This window comes from Clostridium sp. AF28-12 (assembly GCF_003435225.1).
Taxonomy (GTDB): Bacteria; Bacillota; Clostridia; order Lachnospirales; family Lachnospiraceae; genus Pilosibacter; species Pilosibacter fragilis.
Genome location: NZ_QWGJ01000003.1, coordinates 96,608 through 111,962 on the forward strand (window position 1 = coordinate 96,608; position 15,355 = coordinate 111,962).

General features: G+C 49.9%; 12 protein-coding genes. 2 read left to right on the forward strand and 10 right to left on the reverse strand.

Annotated elements, in window-relative coordinates; genetic code table 11:
* Positions 1 to 26: 26 nt before the first annotated feature.
* Both DWY93_RS04045 and DWY93_RS04050 read right to left on the reverse strand, forming a co-directional pair.
* Positions 27 to 1,205: a phosphoribosylaminoimidazolecarboxamide formyltransferase gene (locus DWY93_RS04045; protein WP_117470251.1), complete on the reverse strand. Its 1,179-nt coding sequence runs from the start codon at positions 1,203 to 1,205 to the stop codon at positions 27 to 29.
* 26 nt (positions 1,206 to 1,231) lie between these two features.
* Positions 1,232 to 1,945, reverse strand: coding sequence for an IMP cyclohydrolase (locus tag DWY93_RS04050; RefSeq protein ID WP_021904996.1), 714 nt, complete (start codon positions 1,943 to 1,945; stop codon positions 1,232 to 1,234).
* 305 nt (positions 1,946 to 2,250) lie between these two features.
* Here DWY93_RS04050 and DWY93_RS04055 point away from each other — a divergent pair, with 305 nt between their 5' ends.
* Positions 2,251 to 3,114, forward strand: coding sequence for a hypothetical protein (locus tag DWY93_RS04055; protein ID WP_117470250.1), 864 nt, complete (start codon positions 2,251 to 2,253; stop codon positions 3,112 to 3,114).
* Between the two features lie 131 nt (positions 3,115 to 3,245).
* Entirely contained in the window at positions 3,246 to 3,875 is a 630-nt protein-coding gene (gene upp, locus DWY93_RS04060; protein WP_117470249.1) for a uracil phosphoribosyltransferase, read from the forward strand.
* 147 nt (positions 3,876 to 4,022) lie between these two features.
* Here the strand turns inward: upp and DWY93_RS04065 are convergent, their stop codons facing one another.
* The 8 genes from DWY93_RS04065 to DWY93_RS04100 all read right to left on the reverse strand — a co-directional run bounded on the left by DWY93_RS04065 (position 4,023) and on the right by DWY93_RS04100 (position 15,353).
* A complete protein-coding gene (locus DWY93_RS04065) occupies positions 4,023 to 4,700 on the reverse strand; it encodes a UDP-N-acetylglucosamine pyrophosphorylase (RefSeq protein WP_117470248.1) in 678 nt (225 codons plus the stop codon).
* A 113-nt stretch (positions 4,701 to 4,813) separates the two neighbouring features.
* Positions 4,814 to 6,868 carry a DNA topoisomerase gene (locus DWY93_RS04070; RefSeq protein ID WP_117470247.1) on the reverse strand — a complete coding sequence of 685 codons (2,055 nt, stop codon included), beginning with the start codon at positions 6,866 to 6,868 and terminating at the stop codon, positions 4,814 to 4,816.
* Between the two features lie 36 nt (positions 6,869 to 6,904).
* Positions 6,905 to 7,789, reverse strand: coding sequence for an EamA family transporter (locus DWY93_RS04075; RefSeq protein ID WP_117470246.1), 885 nt, complete (start codon positions 7,787 to 7,789; stop codon positions 6,905 to 6,907).
* A gap of 104 nt (positions 7,790 to 7,893) precedes the next feature.
* Positions 7,894 to 8,946 (reverse strand): aldose epimerase family protein, encoded by a 1,053-nt coding sequence (locus DWY93_RS04080; protein ID WP_117470245.1) that lies wholly within the window; start codon positions 8,944 to 8,946, stop codon positions 7,894 to 7,896.
* Between the two features lie 173 nt (positions 8,947 to 9,119).
* Entirely contained in the window at positions 9,120 to 10,205 is a 1,086-nt protein-coding gene (gene asd, locus DWY93_RS04085; RefSeq protein WP_117470244.1) for an aspartate-semialdehyde dehydrogenase, read from the reverse strand.
* Between the two features lie 167 nt (positions 10,206 to 10,372).
* Positions 10,373 to 11,086 (reverse strand): purine-nucleoside phosphorylase, encoded by a 714-nt coding sequence (gene deoD / locus DWY93_RS04090; protein ID WP_117470243.1) that lies wholly within the window; start codon positions 11,084 to 11,086, stop codon positions 10,373 to 10,375.
* An 86-nt stretch (positions 11,087 to 11,172) separates the two neighbouring features.
* On the reverse strand, positions 11,173 to 13,419 hold the full coding sequence (locus tag DWY93_RS04095) for a DNA topoisomerase (ATP-hydrolyzing) (protein ID WP_117470242.1): 2,247 nt from the start codon (positions 13,417 to 13,419) through the stop codon (positions 11,173 to 11,175).
* A 14-nt stretch (positions 13,420 to 13,433) separates the two neighbouring features.
* Complete coding sequence (locus DWY93_RS04100) at positions 13,434 to 15,353, reverse strand: DNA gyrase subunit B (protein WP_117470241.1); 1,920 nt, start codon at positions 15,351 to 15,353, stop codon at positions 13,434 to 13,436.
* Positions 15,354 to 15,355 lie beyond the last annotated feature (2 nt).

A 15,355-nucleotide genomic window follows, 5' to 3' on the forward strand; every position in this document is an offset into this window, starting at 1 on the left:
AAGAACATGAAAATTGCAAGGAGATTTTAGTGGTGGAACAGACGAATACCGGTGAATGCCATCGCCATTCCGTATTTATTGCACACATCGATCACATTGTCGTCACGGACAGATCCACCCGGCTGTGCGATATACTTTACGCCGCTCTTGTGGGCACGTTCGATATTGTCGCCGAACGGGAAGAAGGCGTCAGAGCCGAGGGCCACATCCTGCATCTTGTCGAGCCATGCGCGTTTTTCCTCTTTTGTGAATACCGGCGGTTTTTCGGTGAATACTTTCTGCCACTCACCGTCTGCGAGAACATCCATATACTCGTCCCCGATATAAACGTCAATGGCGTTGTCGCGGTCCGCACGTTTGATCTTGTCGATAAACGGAAGGTTTAATACCTGCGGAGCCTGACGGAGAAACCAGTTGTCTGCCTTCTGACCCGCAAGACGTGTACAGTGGACACGGGACTGCTGTCCTGCGCCGATACCGATGGCCTGTCCACCCTTCACGTAGCATACGGAGTTGGACTGGGTGTACTTTAAGGTGATCAGGGAGATCATAAGGTCGATCTTTGCGGAATCCGGGATCTCCTTGTTCTCTGTCACAACGTTTGATAAGAGATCCTTATCGATCTTTAAGTTGTTTCTTCCCTGCTCGAAGGTCACGCCAAATACCTGTTTGTGCTCGATCGGTGCCGGAACGTAGGACGGATCGATCTGGATCACATTGTATTTGCCGTTCTTTTTCTGTTTTAAGATCTCAAGAGCTTCCGGCTCATAGCCAGGAGCAATCACACCGTCGGAAACCTCACGCTTGATGAGTTTTGCGGTGTCAACGTCGCAGACATCGGAGAGGGAGATAAAATCACCGAAGGAGGACATGCGGTCCGCACCTCTCGCTCTCGCGTAAGCGGATGCAAGCGGGGAGAGATCGCCGAGGTCATCCACCCAGTAGATCTTTCTTAAAACTTCATCCATCGGAAGTCCCACAGCGGCACCGGCCGGAGAAACATGTTTGAAGGAGGTTGCTGCCGGAAGTCCGGTCGCCTCTTTTAATTCCTTTACAAGCTGCCAGCCGTTTAAGGCATCGAGAAGGTTGATGTAGCCAGGTTTTCCGTTTAATACGGTGATCGGGAGATCACTTCCGTCTTCCATGTACACACGGGACGGCTTCTGGTTCGGGTTGCAGCCGTATTTTAATTCCATTTCATTCATGATTTGTTTTTCTCCTTTTGATACGACTAGTGATTTTTATTTACGATTCTTGTCTCATACTTTCCGGTCTCGATATCAATGAATCTGACAAAGAGGGATACCTTGTTGTCCTCATTCAGGCTCTCCCATACATTCTTTGTGAAGCTGTCGATATCGCCCTCAATGGCAATGCGTTTCGGCTCACCCTCAAAGCTCGGAAGCGGATTTCCATCGTTCATGTAAGTGTGGATGAAACGTCCCTCACCGCTTAATGGCTTCTCATATGCGTATGTAAAGCGGCTGCAGCTCTCCGGGTTTCCATCACTGCTCTTTAAGATGGACATCGCAAAATTGTAGTTCCCGTTCTCAATGTGCATGATTCCGGAGATACGCGGAGTATAGTTCGGGCCGTCCGGCTCAAACTCGCGGCAGCGCAGGGACTGCTCGAAGGTCTGCTGGCGGTCCATTCCGTCGTAGATCGTATCTGTCTGGTCGCCATTTGTCACGATGGTCTTATTTCCGAGAACGCGCACCGGGGCGTAGATGATAAGGCTCGGGTCCTCTAATTTTGACGGATCAAACGCCTGAGTACGGATTCCTTCACCATCCTCTACAAAGACACGGTTGCGGCTGTTGCTGCTTCTTCCCATAATAAAATATGCGGTCACGGCTGTCTTTCCATCGGCTGATTTTCCGATCACGATTCCTCTTCCCGGATAAGAATTGTTTTTTAACTCCTCTGAAAGTGATAATAACTTCATGGAAGTACTCCTCCTGTTTTCGTATAAGATCACCGGAATTTGTACCGGCGACGGGTTTTAATTTTATGATAACATACTTCCTGCAGATTGAGTATTTAAAATTACTTATCAACGATCCCGGCGTTTTCTTATGAAATGCTTTCATTTATTTAAAAAAATCGTAATGTGGCGTTCATGTACAAGAGGCAGGTCTTCATGATATAATATAACTGTCTTAGAAAGATAAACCTGGTACCGGACAGGCTTTCTTCCATTCGCCTATTCCGGTGCCGCATTAAAATACGATAAAAGGAGCTGATCTTCTTATGAGAAAAAATCTTTATAAATTTGCCGCTTTGACAATGCTTGCCGCATTATCCATCACCGCATGCAAAAAACACGAGGCTGTGGACATCTCTGGAATTCATACGTCCGCTGCGGAGACCATGGCGGAAACTACTTCCAATGAAACAAAGGCTGATCCGGCAGCAGACAATTCAAAAAGTGACTCCTCAAAAACGGATGCTTCAAAAGCCGGATCTTCTGAGGTCGAGACGCAAAAGGATTCCAACGCCTCCGACGCGTTAAGCGTGAAATCGAAGATCGCGACCGAAAAGACCGGAAAGGTCTCCATCGAATACCCGATCCTCTCCAATCTCCGTGATGCATCCATGACCCAGGCCGTCAATGAGCTTTTAAAGAAAGAGGCGACCTCGATCATCACTGCCTGGGAACTGGACACCGAAAAGGATGAGGTTTCCATCAACTGTGATCTGGTATCCCTCGATAAAAACAAGGCGGTATTTACATTCCACGGAATGGTAAACGTTGCAGAAACAGCCCATCCGTCAAATGTGCGCTATGCCGTCTCTGTGAACTTAAATACAGGATCACCAATCGGTCTGACTGCGTATGCAGATGCGGATTCCATCGCGGAATATCTTTCTTCCGATAACGTTGTGGTGGTAGAACCGGCGGACACAGCAGCTGAAGTAAAGGATTCCATCAAGTCCAGTGGAAAAGAACTCTGGCAGACGGTGTTTGCAGAATGTGATTTTACTTCCGTAAAGGACGGGACATTCCCACAGGCGTTTTCCTACGAAAAAGACGGAGATATCTACCTGATCGTTCCGGTGAGCCATGCGGCGGGTGATTATGCCCTTGTAAAATATTCACCGGAAACAAAATAACAATAGATGATCTGAGAAACGATCCGGTTGATTTCTATCCTGCGTTTTGGTATGATAAAGGGAAGGAAAAAACATGATCTGCCAATCGGTCTATAGGCTTTGGCAGATCACAGAAAGGCTGGTATCTATTAATGGAAAATGTAACGTATATTGACCACCCGCTGGTTCAGCACAAGATCTCCATGTTAAGAAAGAAGACCACAGGAACAAATGAGTTCCGTACTCTTGTTGAGGAGATCGCAACTCTGATGGGATATGAGGCACTCCGCGATCTCCCTCTGGAGGACGTTGAGGTCGAGACTCCGATCGAGACCTGTATGACTCCGATGCTTGCCGGTAAGAAACTTGCGATCGTTCCGATCTTGCGCGCAGGTCTTGGAATGGTAAACGGTGTCCTTTCCCTCGTTCCGTCCGCAAAGATCGGTCATATCGGTCTCTACCGCGACGAGGAGACCCATGAGCCGCACGAATATTTCTGCAAACTCCCGAATCCGATCGAGCAGAGAACGATCGTTGTCACAGATCCGATGCTCGCAACCGGCGGTTCAGCAGTCGCTGCGATCGACTTTATCAAGCAGCACGGCGGAAAACACATCAAATTTATGTGCATCATCGCTGCTCCGGAAGGAGTAAAGAAGCTTCATGAGGCACATCCGGATGTGCAGATCTATGTCGGCCATCTCGACCGTGAATTAAACGAGAACGCATACATCTGCCCGGGTCTTGGAGATGCCGGTGACCGTATTTTTGGAACGAAATAATTTAGGATTATAGGTTCCCATACTAAAAATAAAACCACGATATTTGTTAAAAACTCAACATATGAGTTTCTAGATAAATATCGTGGTTCTTTTAGTTTAATAATTGCATGGATCCTTCATTTGCAGCATCTTTTTTTCAGTTATCAATTATTCCAGCACCTTCTTAGCGATCTCTCCCTGTTTCTTATAGATGGAATTCCCATCCACGCACCCGCGGACGCTGGATAACGGGTAGATATTGCAGTTCCTTCCAATAACAGTTCCTGGATTCAGAACAGAACCGCAACCGATTTCCACGCAGTCACCGAGCATCGCACCAAATTTCTTGATCCCGGTCTCGATATCGCCGTCCTCCGCATGGACCTTCACGAGAAGTTTGTCGGACTTCACGTTTGAGGTGATGGAACCGGCTCCCATGTGGGCGCGGTAGCCTAAGATGGAATCTCCCACATAGTTGTAGTGCGGAACCTGGACCTTATCGAACAGGATCACATTTTTTAACTCCGTGGAGTTTCCAACGACGGCTCCCTCTCCGACTAAAGCATTTCCCCGGAGGAACGCGCAGTGGCGGACCTCTGTGTCCTTTCCGATAATGATATTCTCGCCGAGAAATGCACTCGGCATCACCCTTGCGGTCTTATGGACCCATACGGTCTCCCCGCGCCTCTCGTACTCATCCTCCGGGAGTGTCTTTCCGAGTTCGAGGATAAACTCTTTAATATGGGCAAGTGCCTCCCACGGGTAGGTAAACTGGCGGAGGAAATCCGCAGCCTGGGTGTGGAAAAGGTCATAAAGATCGACGATCTTAGTCTCTTCTTTTTTCATAATGATTCTCCAATCTGCCATCTTGCCAGACAGCATTTATTTACGGCTGGACCGCCGAAAGCATTTTCGATAAGCTTTTTGCAAACGGCTGCAGCATTAAAACAGATCTGTTGCTATTTTTTATAGAACTGAGCCGCAGCGTCAAAATACGGCCGCAGCATATAGGCGTTGTTCGTCTGCTTGACACCGTTTGTCCTGAGCGTCACAAAACGCTCCAGCTTTTCCATGTACTCATCCGGCGTGATGGTTCCCTCCGCCACGTAAGTGAGGCCTTTTTCCCAGCTTGCCGTGAGTTCCGGATTCAGGAGCTGCCGCATGGACGCCTGGCAGACATCGAAGACAATCTCCCCGAGAAGTGTCGGCGTGATGACCTGGGTCTTCTTCGCCAGTGCCAGATACTTGATGTTGAACAGCTTTTTTAAGATCTCCGCCCGGGTGGCGCTCGTTCCGATGCCGCTTCCCTTGATCTGGGCCCGCAGGTCCTCATCATCGATGAGCTGGCCCGCGTTCTCCATGGCAAGGATCATGGAACCGGAGGTGTAGCGCTTCGGCGGAGATGTCTCGCCTTCCTTGATATCAAATTTTAAAAGCTTTAATTTCTGTCCTTTTTTCAGGCCGGACAGCATGGCAAGAAGATTCTTTGCCTTCTCATCATGACCTGGATCCAGTTCTTCCGCCTGGTTTTCCTGTCCTGCGCCGGAATTTTCACCCCGGCTGTTTCCAGAATTTTCCATTTTTTTCTTGGACGGGACGTTCGCAACCTCCAGGTATCCCGCCTCCGCAAGGACCTTATATGCCGCAAAGAACTGTTCTCCCTGCTTTTCAATCCGCAGGGAAAACTTCTGGTAGACTGCAGGTGGATAAAAAATGCTTAAAAAACGCCGTCCGATCAGCTCATACACCTTTGCAGCCAGCGGGTTGAGACTTCTCAGTGCTCCAAATCCCTGCCCCGTCGGTATGATGGCGTAGTGGTCGGTGATCTGCTTATCGTTCACATACTTTGTCCGAGCGATCAGCTTCCAGGTTCCGCTGTCCAGCGCCTTCGCGGCAAAGTCCGCGAGAGGCCCGAAATTCCGGAGTCCGCCGATATTCCTATAGATCTCCTTCGCCACCGCAGTGGAGAGAACTCTGGCGTCCGTTCGAGGGTAAGTCACCAGCTTTTTCTCATAGAGCTCCTGGATGATCTTTAAGGTCTCATCCGGGCTGATCTTGAACATCTTCGAACAGTCGTTCTGGATCTCCGCAAGGTTATATAAAAGCGGCGGATTTTTCGTCTCTTTTTTCTTATCCAGGGCGATGAGCGTTCCTTCCATCGGGTCGGCGCTTAAAAAGCGGATCAGCTCCTCCGCTGTCCTATGCTCTTTAAATCCGTTTTCCTTATAAAGCGCCGGTGTGCCGAAGTATCTGGAGCCTTCCACCGCTCTCCATTCCGCCTCGATGACCGCGGTCTCATGATCCGGGACATCGAAGGAACCGATGACGCGGTAGAACGGGGTCTTCACGAATTCCCGGATCTCCCGCTCCCTGCGGACCACCATGCCGAGGACACAGGTCATCACACGGCCGACGGACAGTACCGCCCGCTTTTCCCTCAGGTAGGACGCCACCGATGGGCCGTATCTTAAGGTGAGCACCCTGGAAAAATTGATACCCATCAGGTAATCTTCTTTTGCTCTAAGATATGCGGAGGCTGCAAGGTTGTCGTACTCCGCAAGGTCCTTCGCCTCCCGGACGCCCCGGAGTATCTCATCCTCGGTCTGGGAGTCGATCCAGACACGGCGGCGGTTCTTTCCCTTTACCCCGGCCATCTGCTCCACCAGGCGGTAGATGTACTCTCCTTCACGCCCGGAGTCAGTGCAGACATAGATCGTGTCCACGTCCGACCGGTTTAAGAGCCCGCTCACGATCTTAAATTGTTTTTTTACATCGTCGATCACCTGGTATTTGAATGTCTTCGGGAGAAACGGCAGGGTTTCCATGCTCCAGCGTTTCAGGGCCGGATCGTAGGCATCCGGGTAACTCATGGTCACCAGATGACCCACACACCAGGTCACGATAGCCTGGTCAGACTCAATATATCCGTCTCCTTTTCTCCCGGAAACCTTTAGCGCCTTTGCAAATTCCTGTGCGACGCTGGGCTTCTCGGCGATAAATAGTGCTTTTCCCATGAAACCTCTTTCCTGTTTATATTGACTTCACAGCTGCTATTTTTTCTTCTGCGGGAGCTCCGATAAAAGAACTGCCGCGAACATCAGCGCACATCCGGCCAACATCTTTCCTGTCAGTACATCCTTTAAAAAGATCACGGAAAACAGAGTTCCGAACACCGACTCCATGGAAAGAAGGATCGCCGATGTAGATGCGCTCAGATATTTCTGTCCGCTGTTCTGTAAGAGATAAGCCACTGTGGTGGAGAAGACTGCCAGGTATAGCAGTCCCCCGATCAGAGACTTATCCATCAGGACCGTGAAATCAAAGGATCCGTCAAGAAACGGTGCGCAGATCCAGTTGAAAATAGCTGCTGCAAGGATCTGGATCACCGTCAGGGCGATCGGGTCGTGGCATTCTGTAAACTTGTCGATAAATACCATGTGAACCGCAAACATCAGACCGCAGACCAGCGTCAGAAAATCTCCGTAATTGATCGAGAGATCTCCCTGCAATGACAAAAGCGCAAGACCGATGACCGCGAGAAACGCGGCGGCGATATTCCGGCCTGTAGGTCTCTTTTTACTGACGATCCGGTAGAGGAACGGCACGATGATGACATACAGCGTTGTGATAAAAGCATTCTTGCTTGCTGTCGTGTGCTTCAGACCGTAGGTTTGGAACTGATAGGACAGGCAGAGAAAAGCGCCTAAGATCACGCCGCAGAGGACCGTCTCCCGGTCTGCTTTCATCATATTTTTATGGAACAACAGGGCGAGCAGTACCGCGGACATGGAAAAGCGGACCGCCAGAAGGTATGTCGGCGGGATCACATCCACAGAATTTTTCATAACCACGAAGGCAAATCCCCAGATCATCGTCGTAAGGATCAGTCCCATGGATGCCAGGATCTTGATGCTGCGTTCACTTAAATTATTCATATCAATAATTCCTTAGTAGTTTTATGCAAAGCAAAAATCTCATCGGCGCAGCCGATCTGGAATGGATTTTTACTTGTAACCATGAAGGTACTGAATCGTTGTCATTATTTTTCATAAATATAAAAACGATATCCTGTCGCAGACGTCCACTCTTTCCCTGCCTTTACGATCGGTGATGGGAAGTGCGGTTTGTTGACAGCATCCGGGAAGTTCTGGGTTTCAAAGCAGAATGCGGTCCTTGCATGGTAGAACGCACCTTTCTTTCCTTTCTCCTGCTCAAGCCAGTTAGCAGTATAGAACTGCACGCCCGGCTGGTCTGTATAGACATCCATTGCTCTGCCGCTCTCCTCGGAGAAGATCTGCGCGGCAAGTCCGAAGTCGCCGCGGACATGGGAGAGACACCAGTTATGGTCGTATCCACGTCCCATGACAAGCTGGTCGAAATTCTCATCGATCCGATCCCCGATCACATGGAAATCCGTGAAATCCATCGGAGTTCCCTTTACCGGGCGGATCTCTCCAGTTGGGATCGATGTCTCATCGGACGGGGTGTAAAAATCTGCAAGAATTCGAGCTTTGTGGTCAAGGATGGAACCTCCGTTATTGCCGAGGAGGTTGAAATATCCATGGTTTGTCAGGTTCACCGGTGTGTCCGCATCGGAAAGGACACGGTATGTCAGCGTCAGCATATCCTCGTCGGTCAGCGTATATGTGACGGATACGATGGCATTTCCCGGATATCCCTGATCTCCGTCCGGGCTCAGAAGTGTGAAGGTGACAGCGTTTTCCGCCTCTTCCTTCGCGTTCCAGAGACGCGCGTCATAGTAATCCAGACCACTGTGCAGGTTGTTCGGGCCATTGTTCACCGCCAGGGTATACTCTTTTCCATTCAGGGAGAACTTTCCCTTCGCGGTGCGGTTTGCGATCCGGCCCACAACAGATCCGAAATGCGGACCATTGTTTAAATAACCAGCCGCGTCGTCAAATCCCAGCATCACATCGTCCATACCCCCATTTTTATCCGGAACGACCATGCGGACCCAGACGGCGCCGAGATCTGTGATGGATGCCTCGAGACCATTTTTATTTGTGATGGTGTAGAGACTTACCTCTCTTCCATCCGGCATTTCCCCAAAGTATTCTTTTTTCAATGACATAAAAATACCTCCTCAGTTTCGATCCTTATGAATAAGTACCACTGATACGAAACAGCATCAGGCCATATACAGGTATATGTACTGATTCGCTGTCCGCGTAAAAAGGACCCGCACAAATAGCGGGCCCATGATTTACGTTCTGATCGACAGATGATAACCGATATCCGTCGATATTATTTTGCAGAAATATATCCCTGCTTTGTGAGAAGCTCTGCGCAGAGGACGGCTCCGCCTGCAGCACCGCGGACGGTGTTGTGGGACAGACCGATAAACTTCCAGTCATAGACGGTGTCTTCTCTTAAGCGGCCGATGGATACGCCCATTCCCTTCTCGAAATCAACGTCCAGCTTAACCTGCGGACGGTTGTCCTCTTCCATATACTGGATGAACTGCTTCGGTGCGCTCGGAAGCTCTAACTCCTGCGGAAGTCCCTTGAAGTTTACAAGCTTTTCAATGAGCTGTTCCTTGGAAGCTTTCTTTCTGAATTTTACGAATACAGCAGCTGTGTGGCCGTTTAATACCGGTACCCGGACGCACTGGCATGTGATTACCGGCTCTTTTGCCTTTACGATCACGCCGCCCTCTAAGTGACCCCAGATCCTAAGCGGCTCCTGCTCACTCTTCTCTTCCTCGCCGCCGATGTACGGGATCACATTCTCTACCATTTCCGGCCAGTCCTTAAAGGTCTTTCCTGCTCCGGAAATAGCCTGATATGTAGTAGCGACTACCTCGTACGGCTCGAACTCTCTCCACGCACTGAGTGCCGGAGTGTAGCTCTGGATCGAGCAGTTCGGCTTTACTGCGATAAATCCGCGGGTCGTGCCGAGTCTCTGCTTCTGGAACTTGATCACCTCAAAGTGATCCGGGTTGATCTCCGGGATTACCATCGGAACATCCGGTGTCCAGCGGTGAGCGCTGTTGTTGGAAACCACCGGAGTCTCTGTCTTCGCGTAAGCTTCCTCGATAGCGCAGATCTCTTCCTTTGTCATATCAACGGCGCTGAATACGAAATCAACGGTCTTGGATACCGCATCCACGTCATTTACATTCATAACAACTAAATTTTTAACTTTTTCCGGCATCGGAGTCGTCATTTTCCAGCGTCCTCCAACTGCCTCCTCATATGTTTTTCCTGCAGAACGCGGGCTGGCTGCCACGGTCGTCACTTCGAACCATGGATGATTCTCAAGGAGAGAGATAAATCTCTGTCCTACCATACCTGTTGCTCCAAGGATACCAACTCTAAGTTTCTTTTCCATCACACATATCTCCTCATCTCAGCCCGTCAGCCGGTATCAGCTGCCAGCCTGCCATTTTCCACCCGTCGCGGACATATGTCTCTATGCGCAACACTTGTGTTGTTGTCTATCCTAACTCAAAACGACAAAAAATGCAAGTGTTAAATGCCATTGCAGAACTGTAACGATTAAAGAATCTCAAGAGCTACGTGGATCATATCCGCAAAAGATGTTTCTCTTTCTTCTGCAGTAGTCTTCTCGCCTGTCACCATAGAGTCAGATACGGTCAGAATGGAAAGTGCACGAGCCTTTGACAGTGCCGCATTCGCGTAGAGAGCTGCTGTCTCCATCTCCACTGCAAGGACACCCATATCGGCAAACTGGAGTCCCTCGTGTTTTTTCTTCTCCGGCTCGTAGAAAAGATCGGAGGTCAGCACGTTTCCGACGTGATACGGGAGGTTTTCCTGTTCTGCATGGAAGACAGCCTTGATCAGAAGGCCAAAGTCCGCAATCGGTGCGAAATCGCCCGGAAGACCGAATTCTCTTACATAGTTTGTCTGTGTGCAGGCACCCATCGCGAATACAAGATCACGGATATGGACATCTTCAGAAATTGCTCCGGTCGTGCCTACACGGATCAGCGTCTTAACACCGTATCCTTCGATCAGTTCATGAGAATAAATTCCGATAGACGGACAGCCCATTCCTGTTCCCATGACAGAAACAGGTTTGTCGCGGTAAAATCCGGTGTAGCCGAACATATTTCTTGTAGCATTGAACTGTTTCGCACCGGCAAGGAAATTTTCAGCTATAAATTTTGCGCGGAGCGGATCACCCGGAAGTAAAATAGACGGCGCAATCTCGCCTTGTTTTGCGGCAATATGAGGTGTAGGTATATTCATATGATTTCTCCTTTTCAGCGGACAGGATCTGTCCGAACCATGGTTTTCAGTTTTATTATGTCACGAGCATCTTTCAGCTATCTCTATTATAACCTAACTTTCGTTCCTTTTCCAGCCCTCTTTGCTGCTTTCAGCCGGTTGAGGGCAACTTCTTTTCCTTTATAATCCGCGGTTCCGTCCATATCCGGCAGATATACATGTTCCAGCGTATCTTCCTTTTCCAGCCGGATTCCGCAAACACCGCGGCTGTTCTTTTTGAGCTCCGGGATTTCCTCCATCTGGAACTTTAAGAACATTCCGCCAACGGTCTGCAGGACTACGTCGCGGGTTCCGTCGATCTCTGTGCCGATCTCGCGGATCTCCGTAAGTTTATCCCCTTCTGCCAGCTTTGTTGCCACAACAGTCCTGTTTGCTGTTACAAACTCCTCACCCGGGACGATCTTCACCGCCGCCTGAGCCGTCGCAAACAGGAATTTCTTACCGGTAAATCCGGATGCCGGAAGCATAAAGAGGATCGTCTCCGTCTTCCCATCAAATTTGCTGACGTTCTCGATGGGGATTCCCTTGTCTTTCATCTTCAGTGTCGGGAACTCCGCAACCTTCACCTGGTACATGTTTCCGGTATCTGAGAACATGCAGAGCTTATCGTCCGTCATCACCGGAAGTACCCGGACATTCTCGCTGTCCACGGTCTCCTGGTTTCTCTCGTAGATGGAGCGGTCCATGGTCTTGCAATAGCCGAAGCGGTCCATGACGAAAATCACTTCCTTCGCCTCTTCCTTCGCCTCCACGTAAACCATCTCTTCGCCGTCCTCGATGAGTGTCCTTCTCGGTTCTGCGAACTCTGCCTTGATGGAGTCAAGGTCTTCCTTGATCACCACATCCATATTCTTCTGGTTGGAAAGAATATGCTTATATTCACGGATTTTCCGCAATGTCTCCTTGTATGCTTTCTGGAGCGCGAGGATCTCAAGACCGATGAGCTTGTAGAGACGCATCTCCAGGATCGCTGTCGCCTGGCGTTCGGTAAAATGAAGCTTCTTCGCGTCCGCCTCAAAGCCCGGCACACGGAACTTGATCTTCTCCGTATTTCCGGTCATCAGGCATTCCTTTGCGTCCTTCATGTTCTTTGATCCCCGGAGAACGGCGATAATGAGGTCGATCACATCGCATGCCTCGATGAGCCCTTCCTGAACTTCCTTCTTCTCCATTTCCTTCTGGAGAAGAACATTGTACTTCTTCGTCATGTTCCGGTACTGGAATTCCAGGAATGTATTCAAGATCTGCTTAAGGTTCATGGTCTCCGGGCGTCCATCGTCAATGGCAAGCATGTTGACACCGTAAGTGTCCTCGAGCTTTGTCTTTTTATAGAGGACCGCCTTGATCTTATTGACATCCGCGTCCTTCTTTAACTCCAGGACAATGCGGATCCCCTCTTTATTTGACTGGTTTGAAATGTCCACCACATCGGTGAGCTTCCTCGTCTCAACGAGATCTGCCACATCCATGAGGAACTTGTTGATTCCCGCGCCGACCATTGTGTACGGGATCTCCGTGATCACCAGTTTGTCTCGGTCTGCCTTTCTTCTTCCGAGTTCCACCTCGATCTTTCCGCGGAGCTTGATCTTTCCAGCACCAGTCTCGTAGATCTGTAAAAGATCACTCTTATTTGCGATGATCCCGCCGGTGGGGAAATCCGGTCCCGGCATATACTGCATCAGCTCTTCAACGGTGAGAAGACGGTTATCGATATAGGCCTTTACCGCGTCGATAACTTCCCCTAAATTGTGGGTCGGAATGCTGGTGCTCATGCCGACAGCGATTCCCTCCGCACCGTTTACGAGAAGGTTCGGCACGCGGACCGGGAGGACCTCCGGCTCTTTTTCCGTCTCATCGTAGTTGGCGACGAAATCTACGGTCTTATCGAGATCTTTTAAGTAGACCTCCTCCGCAAATTTCTTTAAGCGTGCCTCAGTGTATCGCATGGCAGCTGCGCCGTCACCCTCTATGGAGCCGAAATTTCCGTGTCCGTCCACCAGAGCCATTCCCTTTTTAAAGTCCTGGGACAGGACAACTAAGGTCTCGTAGATAGAGCTGTCGCCGTGTGGGTGGTATTTACCCATGGTATCGCCCACGATACGTGCCGACTTTCTGTGGGGCTTATCGTGATCTAAGTGAAGCTCACTCATATCGTAGAGAACACGGCGCTGTACCGGCTTTAAACCGTCTCTGGCATCCGGGATCGCACGGGAGGTGATGACGCTCATGGAGTAGTCCAGATAGCTCTTCTGCATTTCCTCCGAATATTCAGTTCGCAATATTTTTTCAGACATGGTAAACTCTCCTTCTATGCGTCGATCTCCGCCTCATCGGCATGATCATAGATAAATTTCTTTCTCGGCGGAACGTCGCTTCCCATCAGAAGCTCCGTCACTTCACTTGCCATCCGGGCATCTTCGATCTCCACCCGTTTTAAGACGCGGTTCTCCGGGTTTAGCGTCGTCTCCCAGAGCTGATCCGCATCCATCTCACCGAGACCTTTGTAGCGCTGCAGCGTAAAGTCCCCGGCGTGGCTCTTCTTATATTCTTCTAGCGCCTTGTCATCGTAGAGATACCGCTCTTCTCCGCGTTTCGGAACTACCTTATAGAGCGGCGGCATCGCGATGTAAACATGTCCGTCGTAGATCAGTTCCGGCATGAAGCGATAGAGAAATGTTAACAGCAATGTGTCGATATGGCTTCCGTCCACATCGGCATCGGTCATCAGGACGATCTTATCGTATTTCAATTTCGTGATATCAAAGTCATTTCCATATCCCTCAGAGAATCCACAGCCGAAGGCATTGATCATAGTCTTGATTTCAGCGTTTGCCAGGACCTTATCCATAGACGCTTTCTCCACGTTTAAGATCTTTCCGCGGATCGGCAGGATCGCCTGGAACTGTCGGTTCCTTCCCATTTTTGCAGAGCCGCCGGCAGAATCTCCCTCGACGATGAAGATCTCACACTTTGACGGGTCACGACTCTCACAGTTTGCAAGCTTTCCGTTGCTGTCGAAGGAGAACTTCGACTTGGAGAGCATATTTGTCTTCGCCTTCTCCTCCGCCTTGCGGATCTTTGCGGATTTCTCCGCACAGGCGATGATTGCCTTTAAGGTGTCGAGATTTCGGTCGAAAAACCTTTCCAGCTCGTCTCCAGTCATGGTGAACACAGCCTTTGTCGCATCGGCGCTGGCAAGCTTTGTCTTTGTCTGTCCCTCGAAGATCGGATCCGGGTGTTTCACCGCCACAACGGCCGTCATGCCGTTTCTTGTGTCAGCGCCGGTAAAGTTGCTGTCCTTCTCTTTTAAAATGCCGAGTTCCCTCGCGTAGGAGTTGATCAGCTGGGTGAATTTCGTCTTGAATCCCACCAGGTGGGTTCCGCCCTCCTGGGTGAAGATATTGTTGCAGAATCCGAGAATATTCTCCTCGAAGGCGTCAACGAACTGGAACGCCACCTCCACCTCGATCTGGTCCACACTGCCTTTAAAATACACCGGCTCATGAACCGGCTCTTTTCCGTTGTTTAACTCGCGGACATAGGCAATGATCCCATCCGGCTCGTGGTAGGTGATCATCTCCTCCTCACCGGCGCGTTTGTTCACATAGTGGAGCGCCAGGTTCGGGTTTAAATAGGCGGACTCATGAAGACGGCTCTTTAACCACTCCGCCTTAAATTTCGTCTTCTCGAAGATCGTCGGATCCGGCAGGAAGTTGATCTCTGTTCCTGTCTCCTTTGATTTTCCGATCACAGGAAGAAGCCCATCCTTCAGTTCGATCACCGGATGTCCCTTTTCATACTCATCATAATATACTTTTCCATCCCTGGAAATTTTTACCTTCATCCGGTCAGACAAGGCGTTTACGACGGAAGAACCGACGCCATGAAGTCCGCCGCTGGTCTTATAGGAATTATTATCGAATTTTCCGCCTGCATGAAGCGTGGAGAGAACCACACGTTCCGCGGACACGCCTTTTTTGTGCATCTCCACCGGGATTCCCCGTCCGTTATCCTTTACGGTACAGGACCCATCCGCCTCCAGCGTTACCGTGATCTCCGTACAGAATCCAGCCAGGTGCTCGTCCACCGCGTTGTCGACGATTTCATATATCAAATGGTTTAAGCCCTTTGTTCCAACGCCACCGATGTACATTCCGGGACGCTTGCGGACTGCCTCCAGTCCTTCCAGTACGGTAATACTGTCAGCATTATACTGTGCTTTCGCCATGT

Coding starts and splice junctions, on each gene's coding strand:
- DWY93_RS04050 (WP_021904996.1), bottom strand. CDS start 1,945: ATGAAGTTATTATCACTTTCAGAGGAGTTAAAAAACAATTCTTATCCG.
- DWY93_RS04070 (WP_117470247.1), bottom strand. CDS start 6,868: ATGGGAAAAGCACTATTTATCGCCGAGAAGCCCAGCGTCGCACAGGAA.
- DWY93_RS04045 (WP_117470251.1), bottom strand. CDS start 1,205: ATGAATGAAATGGAATTAAAATACGGCTGCAACCCGAACCAGAAGCCG.
- DWY93_RS04065 (WP_117470248.1), bottom strand. CDS start 4,700: ATGAAAAAAGAAGAGACTAAGATCGTCGATCTTTATGACCTTTTCCAC.
- DWY93_RS04075 (WP_117470246.1), bottom strand. CDS start 7,789: ATGAATAATTTAAGTGAACGCAGCATCAAGATCCTGGCATCCATGGGA.
- DWY93_RS04095 (WP_117470242.1), bottom strand. CDS start 13,419: ATGTCTGAAAAAATATTGCGAACTGAATATTCGGAGGAAATGCAGAAG.
- DWY93_RS04055 (WP_117470250.1), top strand. CDS start 2,251: ATGAGAAAAAATCTTTATAAATTTGCCGCTTTGACAATGCTTGCCGCA.
- upp (WP_117470249.1), top strand. CDS start 3,246: ATGGAAAATGTAACGTATATTGACCACCCGCTGGTTCAGCACAAGATC.
- asd (WP_117470244.1), bottom strand. CDS start 10,205: ATGGAAAAGAAACTTAGAGTTGGTATCCTTGGAGCAACAGGTATGGTA.
- DWY93_RS04080 (WP_117470245.1), bottom strand. CDS start 8,946: ATGTCATTGAAAAAAGAATACTTTGGGGAAATGCCGGATGGAAGAGAG.
- DWY93_RS04100 (WP_117470241.1), bottom strand. CDS start 15,353: ATGGCGAAAGCACAGTATAATGCTGACAGTATTACCGTACTGGAAGGA.
- deoD (WP_117470243.1), bottom strand. CDS start 11,086: ATGAATATACCTACACCTCATATTGCCGCAAAACAAGGCGAGATTGCG.